Raw genomic sequence first — 13858 nt, 5'->3', positions numbered from 1 at the left:
TGACGCATCGCGCGGACAACCGGGCCGCACGACCGAAGGGCGGTATTGACAGAGCAATGGTCCAGACCGCACCGTGATCCGCGACCACGACGCAAAGGAGCCGCCGCCATGGGCGAGAGCAAGCTGGCCGGACAGTTCTTCGACGCCGCGATCGGCCTGCTCAAGGAGGTCCGCGACGGGGACTCCGAGGAGATCGCCGCCGCCGGGGCCGCTATCGCCGAGGCCGTGGCGAACGGCAACCGGCTCTTCGCGTTCGGCGCGGGCCACTCCTCCCTCGCCGCCCAGGACGTCGTCTACCGGGCCGGCGGCCTCGCCCTCATGAACCTGCTCGTCGTCCCCGGCGTCGTCGGCGTCGACGTCATGCCGGCGACGCTCGGCTCCGCCCTCGAACGCGTCGACGGACTCGCCGGAGCCGTCCTGGACTCCTCCCCCGCCAAGGCCGGGGACGTCCTGATCATCATCTCCCTCTCCGGACGCAACGCCCTGCCGGTGGAGATGGCCATGAACGCCCGCGCGCTCGGCCTCACCGTCATCGGCGTCACCTCGGTGGCGTACGCGACGGAGACCAAGTCGCGGCACGTCTCGGGGACGTACCTCAAGGACCACTGCGACATCGTCCTCGACTCCCGGATCGCCGTCGGCGACGCCGAACTCACCCACGAGGGCATCGAGGCCCCCTTCGCGCCCGCCTCCACCGTCGTCACCAGCGCCCTCATGCAGGCCACGATGGCCGCCGCCGCCGAGGACCTCGTCCGGCGCGGCATCGAGCCGCCGCTGTTGCGCTCCGGGAACGTCGACGGCGGCCACGAGTGGAACGGCCGCGTCATGACCGAGTACGGGGACCGGATCTTCTACCGGCACTAGACGCTGGGCACTGGGACCAGGCACACCAGGCACACCAGGCACACCAGGCACCAGGCACCAGGCACCAGGGACTAAGCCTCCGGGCGGTCCCCCAGGTCCAGCGCCGCCGCCACCCTCGACGCCACCGACTCCGCGAAGACCACGTCGTCCCGCTCGAAGGGCGCCCGGCGGGCGTCCCGCAGGAACGTCAGGACGCCGAGGGTGCGGCCCCGGGAGCGCAACGCCACGCACACCGCGTGCGCCGCCTCACCCGGCCACTGGTGGGCCTCCGCCCACACCTCGGCCGTCCGGCCCGCGCTCGCCCGTACCGTGCCCACCCGGTCCCAGGCCTGCAGCGCCGGATGCCTCGGCCCGTACCGCAGCGGGATGCCGCCGCCCACGACCGGCGAGGCGGGGCCGGGGGCGCCCGCCGGAGTCGCCAGGGTCCGGGTCAAGCGCCGCTCCCCCGCCACCCGGTCGACCAGGGCGTGGTCGGCGAACCCCGCGAGCGCGAAGTCGAGGAGCACCGCCGCCGCCTCCGCCGGGTCCTCGCACTCCGCCGCCGCCGCGCCCGCCCGGTGCAGCTGGCTCCACCGGAACCGCAGCCGGTCCGCCTCCCGCGCCGCGAGGCGCTCCTCCGTCACATCCTGGAACAGCCAGGCCACGCCCAACGGCACCGGCTCCTCCGCCATCGGCGACGAAAGCCGCAGGAAGCCGCTGCGCCAGCACCGGCGCCGCTCCCCCGCCGTCGTCCGGATCGTCACCCACACCTCGGCCGGCGCGGACGGACTGCCCTCCGCCAGGACGTGCTGGAGCGCGCCCTCCAGCTCCTCCGCGCCCTGCACGACGACGTCACCGAGCGGGCGCCCGAGCAGGGCCGTACGGCCGGTTCCGAAGGCGCGGGCCGCGTGGCCGTTGACCATGGCGGGACGCAGATCGGCGTCGACGAGCACGACCCCCCAGGAGGCGTCCTCGAACAGGGCCTCGCTGAGGGCCACCGAGCGTTCCAGGTCGAGCTGGACGTGGACCTCGCTGAACGCGCAGTAGACCCCCGCGGGCCTGCCGTCCGCGCCGCGCACCCCGGCGGCCTGGCTCCGTACGAGCACCCGGCCGCCGTCCTTGCGGAGCAGCGCCAGCTCGTGGACCTGCCGCCCGGGGCCCGTCATGGCGCCCATGACCCGCCGCAGGGTCTCCTCGGCGTCGGCGCTGCGCGCCGCCCACCCTTCGAAGCCGTGCCGTCCGACGGCCTCTTCCGCGGACCAGCCGAGGATCCGCTCGGCCTCGCGGTTCCAGTGGGTGACCGTCCCGTCGGCGTCGAAGGCGCAGAGCGCCGCGTCCATCCCGTCGAGCAGCGCCGCCAGCAGATCGGCCCCCGCCCCGGGAACGGAGGCGGTCTCGCTCGCGGACCCCGTGAAAGCACTCATGCCGCACCCCCCATGCTGCGGCCATTCAACTGGAACGTGACGCAGAGCACATCGGCTTCACCGAAATCGTTGCATCCCGGAAACAGACGGGTACGCGCGCGTGCTCAGGGCGCGAGGCGCTCGACCCGCCAGGTCACGTCACCCTCACCGTCCTGACCGTCCTCGCGGACGTAGCGCAGGCGGTCGTGGAGGCGGTTCTCGTGGCCCTGCCAGAACTCGACCGCGTCCGGGACGACCCTGACGCCGCCCCACTCCGGAGGCACCGGCACCTGGGTGCCCTCGGGGTAGCGCGCGGCCAGTTCCTCGTACCGGGCGAGGAGTTCCGCGCGGGAGGCGATCACCGAGGACTGGCGGCTCGCCCAGGCGCCGAGCTGCGAGCCGTGCGGGCGGGTGCGGAAGTACGCGACCGTCTCGTCGCGGCCGACGCGCTCGGCGCGGCCGGTGACGATGATCTGCCGGGCCAGCGGGTGCCAGGGGAAGAGCAGCGAGGCGTACGGGTTGGCCGCGAGCTCCGTGCCCTTGCGCGAGTCGTAGTTGGTGAAGAAGACGAATCCGGCCCGGTCGTAGTGCTTCAGGAGGACCGTCCGGGAGGACGGCCGGCCGTCGGCCGTGGCGGTGGAGACGATCATCGCGTTCGGCTCGTGGATCGCCGGGTTCTCGGCGGTCTCCTTGAACCAGCGGGTGAACTGCGCGATCGGCTCGGGCGCGAGGTCGGCCGCGGAGAGTTCCGTGGTGCGGTACTGCTCGCGCATGTCGGCGGGATCCAGTGCGTCGTTCGCGGTGTCGGTCACGGGGCCATCCTGCCGCAGCAGCGCGTCGCGCCCGGCACCGAGGAGTCCTGCCGCAGCGCCCCAGTCTGCCCGGCACCACGTGCCATCAACCCATACTCGCCGGATCGGCGCAGTGTGCCGGATGTCACGCTTCCCCGCATCATCGGAACCGTACAGACTCTTGGGCTGGACGACTGTTGCATTCCCACCATCGACCACCATCCGGTTGATCGATCATCGATAGAGGAGCCGCCTGATGTCCGACTTCGTACCCGGGCTCGAGGGAGTCGTCGCGTTCGAGACGGAGATCGCCGAACCCGACAAGGAAGGCGGCGCCCTCCGGTACCGCGGCGTCGACATCGAGGACCTGGTCGGTCACGTCTCGTTCGGCAACGTCTGGGGCCTGCTCGTCGACGGCGCCTTCAACCCCGGGCTGCCCGCCGCCGAGCCGTTCCCCATCCCGGTGCACTCCGGCGACATCCGCGTCGACGTCCAGTCCGCGCTCGCCATGCTCGCGCCCGTGTGGGGCCTCAAACCGCTCCTCGACATCTCCGTCGAGCAGGCCCGCGACGACCTCGCCCGCGCGGCCGTGATGGCCCTCTCGTACGTCGCCCAGTCCGCCCGCGGCCAGGGCCAGCCCATGGTCCCGCAGAGCGAGATCGACAAGGCCGAGTCCGTCGTCGAGCGCTTCATGATCCGCTGGCGCGGCGAGCCCGACCCTAAGCACGTCAAGGCCGTCGACGCCTACTGGACCTCCGCCGCCGAGCACGGCATGAACGCGTCCACGTTCACCGCGCGCGTGATCGCCTCCACGGGTGCCGACGTGGCCGCCTCCCTCTCCGGCGCCGTCGGCGCCATGTCGGGCCCGCTGCACGGCGGCGCGCCCTCGCGCGTCCTCGGCATGATCGAGGAGATCGAGCGGTCCGGCGACGCCACCGCGTACGTCAGGCAGGCCCTCGACAAGGGCGAGCGCCTGATGGGCTTCGGCCACCGCGTCTACCGCGCCGAGGACCCCCGCGCGCGCGTGCTGCGCCGCACCGCGAAGGAACTCGACGCCCCGCGCTACGAGGTCGCCGCCGCCCTGGAGAAGGCCGCCCTCGAAGAGCTGCACAGCCGCAGGCCCGACCGGATCCTGGCGACGAACGTGGAGTTCTGGGCGGCCATCGTCCTGGACTTCGCCGAGGTCCCCGCGCACATGTTCACGTCGATGTTCAGCTGCGCCCGCACGGCCGGCTGGTCGGCGCACATCCTGGAGCAGAAGCGCACCGGGCGCCTGGTGCGCCCGTCCGCCCGCTACACGGGCCCCGGCAAGCGGGACCCGCGCGACATCGAGGGTTACGCCGACATCGCCGGCTGAGCCTCCGGGTGGAGGAGGAGCTCCGCGTGGTGGCGTGCCGCCACGAGCGGATGCGCGCGGAGCTTCCCCTTCAGGGCGTTGAACCCGTACTCGGCGAACAGCGGGTTCGCCGGGTCGTGGGTGACGCCGGGGGCCGTGGCCGCGTGCGGGAAGGCGAGCGGCGCGATCCGGGCGTCGAGCCGCGGGTTGTAGAAGAAGGGCACGGAGAACCGTTCCGTCGCCCCGGGCGGGGACACCACACGGTGGTTCGTCGCCAGCAGGTAGCCGTTCGTGGCCACCTCGAGCAGCTCGCCCAGGTTCACGACGAACGCGCCCGGCAGCGGCGGCACGTCATGGAAGTTCCCGTCCTCCCGCTGGACCTGGAGCCCGCCCACCTGGTCCTGGAGCAGCAGGGTGAGGAAGCCGTAGTCCTTGTGCGCGCCGACGCCCTGGTCGTCGCCCTCGCCGCTGCTGCCCGGGTAGCGCACCAGCTTGAGCTGCGGGTGGGCGCGCGGCCCGAAGATGTCGTCGTAGAAGTCCGCGGGCGCGCCGATCGAGGCGAGCAGCTCGTGCAGCAGCCGCTCGGCGACGCCGCTGAGCCGGTCGATCCAGTGCAGGGCGGCGGTACGCAGCTCGGGGAGCGCGGCCGGCCACTGGTTGGGGCCTTCGAGCCACCAGTACGGGGCTTCCCAGGGCGCGGGAGCGTGCGCGGGGCGCTCGGCGCCGATGTCGAGCTGGTCGCGCCAGTCGCGGGCGCCCTGGGTGCGCTCGTCGCCGATGCGGGTGTAGCCGCGGAAGTGCGGCGAGTTGATGTTGTCGAGGGCGAGCCGGTCGGCCTCGGGCAGCGCGAAGAAGGCGTGCATCGCGGAGGTGAGGGCCCGGGTCTCGGCCTCGGTCACACCGTGCCCGACGAGCTGGAAGAAGCCGACGTCGTGGGCGGCCGAGTGGAGCTGCGCGTGCAGCAGCCGGCGTGCCTGGGGGTCCCGGTCGGCGGCCGAGAGGTCGACGATGGGGAGCTGGGACGGGTACGAGCTGTTCGTCATGGGTGCATCCGCGGGGTGTACGGGTGCCCGGGGCGGCCGCCTGAGGGTGGGGCGGGGGCCACGGGTGCCGGTCGGCTTGGGGCTCTGACGGGGGACCCAGGGGGCGGTGGTGGAGCCCGGGAGGGTCAGGCGGAGCGGCGACAGCTCATGGTCGTGACGCGGACGAAGTCCACGTGGCGACGGCGTACGAGCGTAGGCATGCGACCAGAGTACTGCGGGCCGGGGAGATCGCCTGTGGCCCGGGTCACGTCCGGGGCGGACTCCTCGGGGGCTGTTCAAAGTGCCGGGCGTACGCGAAGATCGCCGCCACTGCGTGTTGAGTACACGCCAAGCTTCCCGTCGCAGCATCCCATCGCAGGAGGATGTCCATGACCCGCCGCACCTCTCGTGGCCTGGTCGCCGCGGCCGCCGTCACCGTGGCCACCGCCACCGCGGCGCTGCTCCCGTCCACGGGCGCCGTCGCCGCCTCGCCGCAGCCCTCGTCGCTGTCGGCCGCCTCGCTGCCGCAGGCCCGCATCTTCATGGTGAACCCGGTCCAGTCCACCGGCGACCAGACCCTCGCCGACCACAAGGACGCCGCGAGCGACGTCCCCGCCTCCGCGTACACCCTCGCCACGCTGCGGAACCTCGACGCGAGCGGCGGCCTGTCCGGCAAGTGGGCCCAGGTCCGCTCCGAGACCGGCAAGCCCGCCTCCGTCGCCGCCGCCACCTCGTACAACCGCTCCGACGACGAGTTCGAGCAGGTCATGGCGTACTTCTGGGTCAACGAGGCGCAGGAATACCTCCAGGGTCTCGGCTTCGGCACCGAGCTGCCCGGGGCCAACGACCGCGTGCAGCCGGTCCGGCTCAACCAGTGGGGCGCCGACAACTCCTACTTCACCGACAAGAAGGCCGAGATCCGCCTCGGCAAGGGCGGCGTGGACGACGCCGAGGACGCCGAGGTCGTCGTCCACGAGTACGGCCACGCCGTGCACCACGCCCAGGTCCCCGGCTTCGGCACGACCGCGGAGTCCGGCGCTATCGGCGAGGCCTTCGGCGACTACCTGGCCATGGCCGTCGGCACGCACGCGGTCGAGAAGTACGGCTGGCCCCTGAAGGCCGACGCGGCCTGCGTCGCCGACTGGGACGCCACCGGCTACAGCGCCGCCCCGCACTGCCTGCGCCGCCTCGACGGCACCAAGACGTACGCGGACCGCGAGGGCGAGGTCCACGCCGACGGCGAGATCTGGTCCCGGGCGCTCCTCGACATCCACACCTCGCTCGGCGCGCGCACCGCCGGCCGGATCATCGTGAACGCGCAGTTCGGCTTCGCGCCCGACACCAGCTTCGAGGCGGCGGCCCGGACGACGGTCGCGACGGCGGAGCGGATGTACGGCGCGTCGGCGGCGAACGCCGTGCGGGCGGCCTTCCAGGCCCGGGAGATCCCGGGGGTCTAATCGCTCAGGGCTTCGTTCACGAGCCGCGCCCACTGGGACACCACCCGTTCCCGGCGGGCGCGGTCGTCCGTCAGAAGGGTGGCGAGGCCCAGACCCCGCGCCATGTCCAGGAGCCCCTGAACCGTCTCCCGGACGCCCGGGCGGGACTCGTCCGCGCCCAGGACCTCGACGGCGATGCGGTGGGACTCGCGGCCGACACGGGCCTCCAGCTCCGCGACCCGGTCGCGGAGCTGGTCCTCGTTGGCGGCGGCGACCCACAGGTGGAGGGCGGCCCGGAAGAGGGGGCCCGTGTAGAGGTCGACGATGCCGGAGACGGCCTGCTCCCGGTTGTCGGACGGGAGGGCGCGCAGCGCCTGCGAGCGTTCCTCGGCGACGTACTCGACGGCCGCCGTGAACAGGTCCTCGCGGGTCGGGAAGTGGTGCTGGGCGGCGCCCCGGGAGACGCCGGCCCGTTCCGCGACGACGGCCACCGTGGAGCCCGCCCAGCCGTGTTCGGCCAGGCAGGACACGGCGGCTTCCAGGAGCCGCTGCCGGGTGGCGCGGCTCCGGTCCTGCTTGGGGTTGCGGTCCGCCTTGGCGTTCCGGTCCTGCTTCGGGTTCCGGTCCGGCTCGGGATTCCGGTCCGGCTGCCGGTCAGGTGCGGTCAGAGCCGCCATGCGGGGTCCCGTCGTTCGAGGAAGGCCGTCATCCCCTCGCGCGCCTCGGCGGAGGCGAAGAGCGTGGCCGACGTCCGCACCAGGTCCTCCGCGTCGCGCTCGAAGGTCTCCAGGACTCTAGCGGTGACCAGCCGCTTGGCCTCCCGCAGGCCCTGCGGGGAGGCGGCGCGCAAGGAGTCGAGGATGCCGGGCAGGTCCTCGTCGCCCGCCGTCACGAGCCCCATGGCGACGGCCTCGGGGACGCCGAACCGCTCGCCCGTCAGGTAGTGGCGGGCCGCCGCGCGCGGTTCCAGCTTCGGCAGGAGGGTGAGGGAGATGACGGCGGGCGCGACCCCGATCCGTACCTCCGTGAGGGCGAAGTCCGCGCCCTCCCCGGCCAGCACGATGTCGCAGGCGCCGAGCAGACCGAGACCGCCGGCCCGGGTGTGACCACCGGCGGTGACGTGGCCGACGACCGGTTTCGGCAGCTCGACGATCTGCCGGAGCAGGTCCACGAAGGCGTACGGGCTCGGCGGCGCCTTCAGGTCGGCGCCCGCGCTGAAGGTGGTGCCGGTGTGGGTGAGGACCACCGCCCGGACCGCCGGGTCCTTGCCGCAGGCGGTGAGCGCGTCGGCGAGTTCGGTGACGAGCGTCCCCGAGAGCGCGTTGCGGGTGGCCGGGGAGTCCAGGGTGAGGGTGGTGATGCCCCGTTCCTCGGTGACGATGACGGTGGCGCTGTCGGCGGCCGGGCTCATGTGCGGTCCCTCAATTCCCTGCGGAGGATCTTCCCGGACGCTGCCCGGGGGACGGTGTCGACGAACTCGACGCTGCGGACCTTCTTGTACGGGGCGACGCGGGCCGCGACGTGCGCCATGACGTCCTCGGCGGAGAGGTCCGGCGCGGCCGGCTGGCGTACGACGAAGGCCTTGGGTATCTCGGTGCCCTCGGCGTCGGTGACGCCGATGACGGCGGCGTCGGCGATGCCGTCGTGGGTGAGGAGGAGCGCTTCGAGCTCGGCGGGGGCGACCTGGAAGCCCTTGTACTTGATGAGTTCCTTGACGCGGTCGACGACGAACAGCCAGCCGCCGGCGTCGACCCGTCCGATGTCGCCGGTGTGCACCCAGCCGTCGGCGTCGATCATGGCGGCGGTGGCGTCGGGGCGTCCGAGGTAGCCCTTCATGACCTGCGGCCCCCGGATGGCGACCTCGCCCTCCTCGCCCGGGGCGGCGTCCTTCGACGGGTCGTCGAGGGAGAGGATCCGCATCTCGGTGGAGGGCAGCAGCTTGCCGACGGTGCCGGGCGGCGGGTTCGCGGCGTCGAGGGGGACGACGTGGGTGCCGGGGGACAGCTCCGTCATGCCGTACGCCTGGAGGACCGGCGGCAGCCCGAGCCGCGCCGAACAGGCCTCGGCGAGGGCCGCGTCGAGCGGGGCGGCGGCGCTGACGATGTACTCCAGGGAGGACAGGTCGTAGTCGGCGACGGCCGGGTGCTTGGCGAGGGCGAGGACGATCGGCGGCGCCACGTACAGGCCGTTGATGCGGTGCTTCTGGATGGCGGCGAGGAAGGTGTCGAGCTCGAAGCGGGGCAGGACGACGACGGTGGCGCCCTGGCGGAGGGGCGCGTTCATGAGCGCGGTGAGCCCGTAGATGTGGAAGAAGGGCAGTACGGCGAGGATGCGGTCGCCCGGTCCCATCGGGATGACCGGCTCCAGCTGGGCCAGGTTGGTGGCGATGGAGGCGTGCGTGAGCATCACGCCCTTGGGGACGCCGGTGGTGCCGGAGGAGTACGGGAGGGCGGCGACGTCCTCGTCGGGGTCGACGTCGATCTCGGGCACGGGTCCGGTGGAGCCGAGGAACGCCTGCAACGACCGCACGTCACCCGACTCCGCCTGGTCGCAGACGAAGATCTCCTCGATCCCGCCCGCGAGTTCGGCGGCGGCGCGGGCGGAGGCGAGCAGCGGCGACACGGTCACGATCCAGCGCGCGGCCGAGTCCCTGAGCTGCTTGGCGAACTCCTCGGGCGTGGCGAGCGGGTGCACGGTGGTGACGGCGGCGCCGGCACGCGTGGCGGCGTAGAAGGCGACGGGGAACAGCACGGTGTTGGGGCTGTGCAGCGCGAGCACGTCCCCCTTCCGCACCCCGGCCTCGGCGAGCCCGGCGGCCACGAGCCGGTGGAAGGCGTCGACCTGCCCGTGGGTGAGGGTGAGTTCGCCGGTCCCGTCGATCAGCGCGGGCAGGTCGCCGCGCTCGGCGGCGCGGCCGAGGACGGCGTCGTGGATGGGGAGGGAGACGGTGGACACGTTCTCGTACTCACTGCGGAACAGCATGCGTTGCCCCCTGAGCGGTGGAAGGTGATCGCCAGGATCGCCCGTGCCGGTACGGCTTGGGGAGACCCTGGCAGCACTCCATCGAAACAATCAAGCACGCCTGCATGATTCTTGGGCAGGCCGCGTCATCCGAGCCGGACGATGCCGTGGATGCCAACCCGCGCCCCGGTGAAGCCCGTTAGCCTGCGCGCATGGTATTCAAACGGCTGCTGGGCAGCGGTAAGGGGAGCGGCGGGATACCGCTGGAGATCGACACCGTCCTGCCGGACGAACCGGTCCCGCCGGGCGGGCTACTGAGCGGCGAGATCGTGCTGCGCGCATCCGACCGGGACGTGCACGTGCGGAACGTCGACATGAAGCTCGTCGCCAACGCGCCGGCCGCCGTCGGCAAGAGCGGCGAGGCCGACACCGACTCCGGCGACAGGATCGCGCACTTCCGCGTCACCAACCTCTTCACCGTGCGCAAGGGCGAGGAGACGCGGGTGCCCCTCCGCTTCCGTCTCCGTTGGGAGACCCCGGTGTCCGAGGTACGCGGCAGGCAGCTCGACGGCGTGCGCCTTGCCGCGTACACCTACGTCGAGGCCGACGGCATCACCGACCGGACGGACAGCGACCCCCTGCGCATCACCGCGACCCCGCTGCACGAGGCACTCCTCGACGCCTTCGCCGCCGCCGGGTACAGCTGTCGCAGCGCGCAGATCGAAGACGACTACATCCCTCGCACCGAGCGGCACATCCTCTACATGCGGCAGGCCTTCCGGCTCGTCGCCTCCCTGGAGGCGAGCGGGCAGGGGCGCCCGCAGAACATGGAGCTGTACGTCCACAGCAACGCTGTCGGCGCCGAGATCTTCCTCCGCAGGTCCGGGCTGACGGAGAAGGACTGGTGGCAGAAGCCGCCGGCCCTGCGCCACGTGGCCGCCCATCACGAGGTCGGCCACGTCGACTTCGAAGCGCGGGCCCGGCAGTGGATCGACGAGGTCGCCGCCCTGCCCGACAAGGCCGTCGACGACCGCATACGGGTTCAGTACGACTTGGGCAGCCCCAGGGTGTGGGTCGACACGTAGTTCAGGATCATCTCCCGGCTGACCGGGGCGATCCGGGCCACCCGGGCCGCCGTGATCAGTCGGGCCAGGCCGAACTCCTTCGTGAGGCCGTTGCCGCCGAGGGTGTGGACCGAGGTGTCGACGGCCTTCACGCACGCCTCCGCCGCCGCGTACTTCGCCATGTTCGCGGCCTCGCCCGCGCCCAGGTCGTCGCCCGCGTCGTACAGCTTCGCCGCCTTCTGCATCATCAGGCGGGCCAGCTCCAGTTCGATGTGCGCCTGGGCGAGGGGGTGGGCGATGGCCTGGTGGGCGCCGATCGGGGCCTTCCAGACCTGGCGTTCCTTGGCGTACGTCACGGCCCGTTCGAGCGCGTAGCGGCCCATGCCGATCGCGAACGCCGCCGTCATGATCCGCTCCGGGTTGAGGCCCGCGAAGAGCTGGAGGAGCCCCGCGTCCTCGTCGCCGACGAGGGCGTCCGCCGGCAGGTGCACGTCGTCGAGGGTCAGCTCGAACTGCTTCTCGTCCGCCGCGAGTTCCATCTCGATGTGGCGCCGCCCGAAGCCGGGGGTGTCACGCGGCACGATGAAGAGGCAGGCCTTGAGGTTGCCGGTGCGGGCGTCCGACGTACGGCCCACGATCAGCGTCGCGTCCGCGATGTCGACGCCCGACACGAAGACCTTCCGGCCGTTGAGGACCCAGCCCTCCTCCGTGCGGGTCGCGGTGGTCGTGATGCGGTGCGAGTTCGAGCCCGCGTCGGGCTCGGTGATGCCGAACGCCATCGTCCTCGTGCCGTCCGCGAGGCCCGGGAGCCACGCCCGCTTCTGCCCCTCCGTACCGAAGCGGGCGATGACCGTGCCGCAGATGGCGGGCGAGACGACCATCATGAGGAGCGGGGCGCCGGCGGCGCCCGCCTCCTCCAGGACGATCGACAGCTCGGCCATGCCGCCGCCCCCGCCGCCGTACTCCTCGGGCAGGTTCACGCCCAGGTAGCCGAGCTTCCCGGCCTCCGCCCACAGCGTCGCCCGGTCGAAACCGGCGCCGTGGCGACGGCCGAGCGCGGAGACGGCGGCGCGGAGTTCGGTGTGTTCCCTCGGCTCTATGTCGGTGCTCATACGGGGTCTTCCTCCTGTGCTTCGGTCGTGACGTCTGCCTGTACGACGGCGAGCAGGGCACCGACCTCGACCTGGCGGCCGGGGGCGGCGTGGAGCGCGGTGAGCGTGCCGGAGGCGGGAGCGATGACGCGGTGCTCCATCTTCATGGCCTCCAGCCAGAGGAGCGGCTGCCCGTCGGTGACCCGGTCGCCGACGGCCAGACCGTCCGCGACCCGGACGACGGTGCCGGGCATGGGGGCGAGCAGGGAGCCGGGCTCCCGCTGGTCGGCGGGGTCCGGGAAACGGGGGCGGGCGGTGAGCCGGTACGGGCCGACGTGGACGCTCTCGCCGTACCGGGCGACGTCGAAGTCCCGTACGACACCGCCCACTTCGAGACGCACCCGGGCGGGGTCCGCCGACACGACCCGGACGCCTTCCGGGGCGGTGACCTCGTATCCGCCTCCCCGGCTCGGCCGGTAGCGGACCTCGTGCTCCCCGTACGCCTTCACCTGGTCCTGCGAAGGAAGGTTCCGCCAGCCGCCGAACCTCCCTCCGGCCCCGGCGGCGTCGGCGAGCGCGGCGGCGACGGCCGCGTACGCCTCGCCGTCCCGGGGGCGGGTCAGCGCCTCCAGGTTCCGCCCGTAGAAGCCGGTGTCCAGCCGGTCGACGTCCCGGAACTCCGGGTGCCGCAGCGAGGCGACGAGCAGGTCCCGGTTGGTGGCCGGCCCGTGGATCACCGCCCGTTCCAGGACGTGGGCCAGCTTGCGCACGGCCTCGGCGCGGGTCGGCGCGTGCGCCACGACCTTGGCGAGCATGGCGTCGTAGTGCACCGGCACGGTGTCCCCCGAGGCGTACCCGGTGTCGACGCGGACGCCGGGACCGGCCGGGAACTCGAACCGGTGCAGGACACCCGTCTGCGGCGTCCAGCCCGTGGCGGGGTCCTCGGCGTAGAGCCGCGCCTCGACCGCGTGACCGGTCTCCACCACCGGGCCGGTGGGAAGCGGCGCGCCCTCCGCGACGGCGATCTGGAGGGCGACGAGATCGACGCCGTACACGGCCTCGGTCACCGGGTGCTCCACCTGGAGCCGGGTGTTCATCTCCAGGAAGTGCCAGCGGCCGTCCTCGTGGAGGAACTCCACCGTTCCCGCGCCCACGTACCCGACCCGCGACACGGCGTCCCTCACCCGAGCGTGGAGCTCGCCGGTCCCGTCCGTGTGCAGGCCGGGGGCGGGCGACTCCTCGATCACCTTCTGGTGGCGGCGCTGGAGCGAGCAGTCGCGGGTGCCGAGCAGCAGGACACCGCCGTGCGCGTCCGCGAGGACCTGCACCTCCACGTGCCGGCCGTTCTCCACGTACGGCTCGACGAACACCTCGCCGTCCCCGAAGGCACTCGCCGCCTCGGCCGACGCCGCCTTCAACGCCTGGTCGAGGTCGCCTAGTTCGCGGACGACCCGCATGCCGCGCCCGCCGCCGCCCGCCGCCGCCTTCACCAGGACCGGCAGGTCCCTTTCGGTGACGTCGACGAGCGGCTCGACCCCCAGGAGCCGCTTCGCCCGGGTCTTCGAGGCCATCGCCTCGATCGCCTCCGGCGGCGGCCCGATCCAGACCAGGCCCGCGTCGGTCACGGCCCGCGCGAAGTCGGCGTTCTCGGAGAGGAAGCCGTAGCCGGGGTGGACGGCGTCCGCGCCCGCCGCGAGGGCCGCCTTCACCACCAGGTCGCCGCGCAGGTACGTCTCCGCGGGCGCGGCCCCCGGCAGCCGTACCGCCGCGTCGGCCTCGCGGACGTGCAGGGCGTCGGCGTCCGCGTCGGAGTACACGGCGACGGTGGAGATGCCGAGGTCACGGCAGGTGCGGAAGACCCGGCAGGCGATCTCGCCCCGGTTGGCGACGAGAACGGAGGTGATCATGGTG

Annotated in this window: 12 protein-coding genes; 4 read left to right on the top strand and 8 right to left on the bottom strand. The window is 72.9% G+C overall.

Going from position 1 to position 13858, the window contains the following annotated elements; genetic code table 11:
* Positions 1–108 precede the first annotated feature (108 nt).
* Entirely contained in the window at positions 109–864 is a 756-nt protein-coding gene (locus tag IO20_RS0135010) for an SIS domain-containing protein (protein WP_030550047.1), read from the top strand.
* Positions 865–935: 71 nt separating this feature from the next.
* Here the strand turns inward: IO20_RS0135010 and IO20_RS0135005 are convergent, their stop codons facing one another.
* Positions 936–2267: a PAS domain-containing protein gene (locus IO20_RS0135005; protein WP_030550049.1), complete on the bottom strand. Its 1332-nt coding sequence runs from the start codon at positions 2265–2267 to the stop codon at positions 936–938.
* Positions 2268–2371: 104 nt separating this feature from the next.
* The gene (gene pdxH / locus IO20_RS0135000) at positions 2372–3019 is read right to left on the bottom strand and encodes a pyridoxamine 5'-phosphate oxidase (protein ID WP_030550050.1); all 648 of its coding nucleotides are present in this window, start codon (positions 3017–3019) and stop codon (positions 2372–2374) included.
* 274 nt (positions 3020–3293) lie between these two features.
* Here pdxH and IO20_RS0134995 point away from each other — a divergent pair, with 274 nt between their 5' ends.
* Positions 3294–4394, top strand: a complete 1101-nt coding sequence (locus IO20_RS0134995) for a citrate synthase 2 (RefSeq protein ID WP_030550052.1) — start codon at positions 3294–3296, stop codon at positions 4392–4394.
* Here IO20_RS0134995 and IO20_RS0134990 read toward each other — a convergent pair.
* On the bottom strand, positions 4373–5416 hold the full coding sequence (locus tag IO20_RS0134990) for an isopenicillin N synthase family dioxygenase (RefSeq protein ID WP_030550054.1): 1044 nt from the start codon (positions 5414–5416) through the stop codon (positions 4373–4375). The genes IO20_RS0134995 and IO20_RS0134990 overlap by 22 nt on opposite strands.
* Before the next feature lie 368 nt (positions 5417–5784).
* On the opposite strand from IO20_RS0134990, the gene IO20_RS0134985 reads away from it, so the two are divergent.
* Positions 5785–6852, top strand: coding sequence for a M4 family metallopeptidase (locus IO20_RS0134985; RefSeq protein WP_030550056.1), 1068 nt, complete (start codon positions 5785–5787; stop codon positions 6850–6852).
* Here the strand turns inward: IO20_RS0134985 and IO20_RS0134980 are convergent.
* The 3 genes from IO20_RS0134980 to IO20_RS0134970 are packed head-to-tail and all read right to left on the bottom strand — an operon-like array spanning position 6849 to position 9813.
* Positions 6849–7508, bottom strand: a complete 660-nt coding sequence (locus tag IO20_RS0134980) for a TetR/AcrR family transcriptional regulator (protein WP_063761400.1) — start codon at positions 7506–7508, stop codon at positions 6849–6851. The genes IO20_RS0134985 and IO20_RS0134980 overlap by 4 nt on opposite strands.
* Complete coding sequence (locus tag IO20_RS0134975) at positions 7496–8242, bottom strand: enoyl-CoA hydratase family protein (protein ID WP_030550060.1); 747 nt, start codon at positions 8240–8242, stop codon at positions 7496–7498. Before IO20_RS0134975 ends, IO20_RS0134980 begins: the two co-directional genes overlap by 13 nt.
* Positions 8239–9813, bottom strand: coding sequence for an AMP-binding protein (locus IO20_RS0134970; RefSeq protein WP_030550062.1), 1575 nt, complete (start codon positions 9811–9813; stop codon positions 8239–8241). The genes IO20_RS0134975 and IO20_RS0134970 overlap by 4 nt, the downstream gene beginning before the upstream one ends.
* Positions 9814–10004: 191 nt before the next feature.
* Between IO20_RS0134970 and IO20_RS0134965 the strand changes: the two genes are divergently transcribed.
* On the top strand, positions 10005–10877 hold the full coding sequence (locus IO20_RS0134965; RefSeq protein ID WP_030550064.1) for a sporulation protein: 873 nt from the start codon (positions 10005–10007) through the stop codon (positions 10875–10877).
* Here the strand turns inward: IO20_RS0134965 and IO20_RS0134960 are convergent.
* Together IO20_RS0134960 and IO20_RS0134955 are read right to left on the bottom strand one after the other, a co-directional pair.
* A complete protein-coding gene (locus tag IO20_RS0134960; RefSeq protein WP_030550066.1) occupies positions 10835–11968 on the bottom strand; it encodes an acyl-CoA dehydrogenase family protein in 1134 nt (377 codons plus the stop codon). The genes IO20_RS0134965 and IO20_RS0134960 overlap by 43 nt on opposite strands.
* Positions 11965–13854 (bottom strand): acetyl/propionyl/methylcrotonyl-CoA carboxylase subunit alpha, encoded by a 1890-nt coding sequence (locus IO20_RS0134955; protein ID WP_030550067.1) that lies wholly within the window; start codon positions 13852–13854, stop codon positions 11965–11967. The genes IO20_RS0134960 and IO20_RS0134955 overlap by 4 nt, the downstream gene beginning before the upstream one ends.
* Positions 13855–13858 lie beyond the last annotated feature (4 nt).

Origin of the sequence: Streptomyces exfoliatus, assembly GCF_000725545.1 — a bacterium.
Lineage (GTDB): Bacteria > Actinomycetota > Actinomycetes > Streptomycetales > Streptomycetaceae > Streptomyces > Streptomyces exfoliatus.
The sequence above is the reverse complement of the archived record's forward strand: the minus strand, read 5'-3'. Positions and strand labels throughout refer to the sequence as shown.

What these genes read in the sequence shown, in the direction of transcription:
- IO20_RS0135010 (WP_030550047.1), top strand. Translation starts at nt 109, where the DNA reads ATGGGCGAGAGCAAGCTGGCCGGACAGTTCTTCGACGCCGCGATCGGC.
- IO20_RS0135005 (WP_030550049.1), bottom strand. Translation starts at nt 2,267, where the DNA reads ATGAGTGCTTTCACGGGGTCCGCGAGCGAGACCGCCTCCGTTCCCGGG.
- pdxH (WP_030550050.1), bottom strand. Translation starts at nt 3,019, where the DNA reads ATGCGCGAGCAGTACCGCACCACGGAACTCTCCGCGGCCGACCTCGCG.
- IO20_RS0134995 (WP_030550052.1), top strand. Translation starts at nt 3,294, where the DNA reads ATGTCCGACTTCGTACCCGGGCTCGAGGGAGTCGTCGCGTTCGAGACG.
- IO20_RS0134990 (WP_030550054.1), bottom strand. Translation starts at nt 5,416, where the DNA reads ATGACGAACAGCTCGTACCCGTCCCAGCTCCCCATCGTCGACCTCTCG.
- IO20_RS0134985 (WP_030550056.1), top strand. Translation starts at nt 5,785, where the DNA reads ATGACCCGCCGCACCTCTCGTGGCCTGGTCGCCGCGGCCGCCGTCACC.
- IO20_RS0134980 (WP_063761400.1), bottom strand. Translation starts at nt 7,508, where the DNA reads ATGGCGGCTCTGACCGCACCTGACCGGCAGCCGGACCGGAATCCCGAG.
- IO20_RS0134975 (WP_030550060.1), bottom strand. Translation starts at nt 8,242, where the DNA reads ATGAGCCCGGCCGCCGACAGCGCCACCGTCATCGTCACCGAGGAACGG.
- IO20_RS0134970 (WP_030550062.1), bottom strand. Translation starts at nt 9,813, where the DNA reads ATGCTGTTCCGCAGTGAGTACGAGAACGTGTCCACCGTCTCCCTCCCC.
- IO20_RS0134965 (WP_030550064.1), top strand. Translation starts at nt 10,005, where the DNA reads ATGGTATTCAAACGGCTGCTGGGCAGCGGTAAGGGGAGCGGCGGGATA.
- IO20_RS0134960 (WP_030550066.1), bottom strand. Translation starts at nt 11,968, where the DNA reads ATGAGCACCGACATAGAGCCGAGGGAACACACCGAACTCCGCGCCGCC.
- IO20_RS0134955 (WP_030550067.1), bottom strand. Translation starts at nt 13,854, where the DNA reads ATGATCACCTCCGTTCTCGTCGCCAACCGGGGCGAGATCGCCTGCCGG.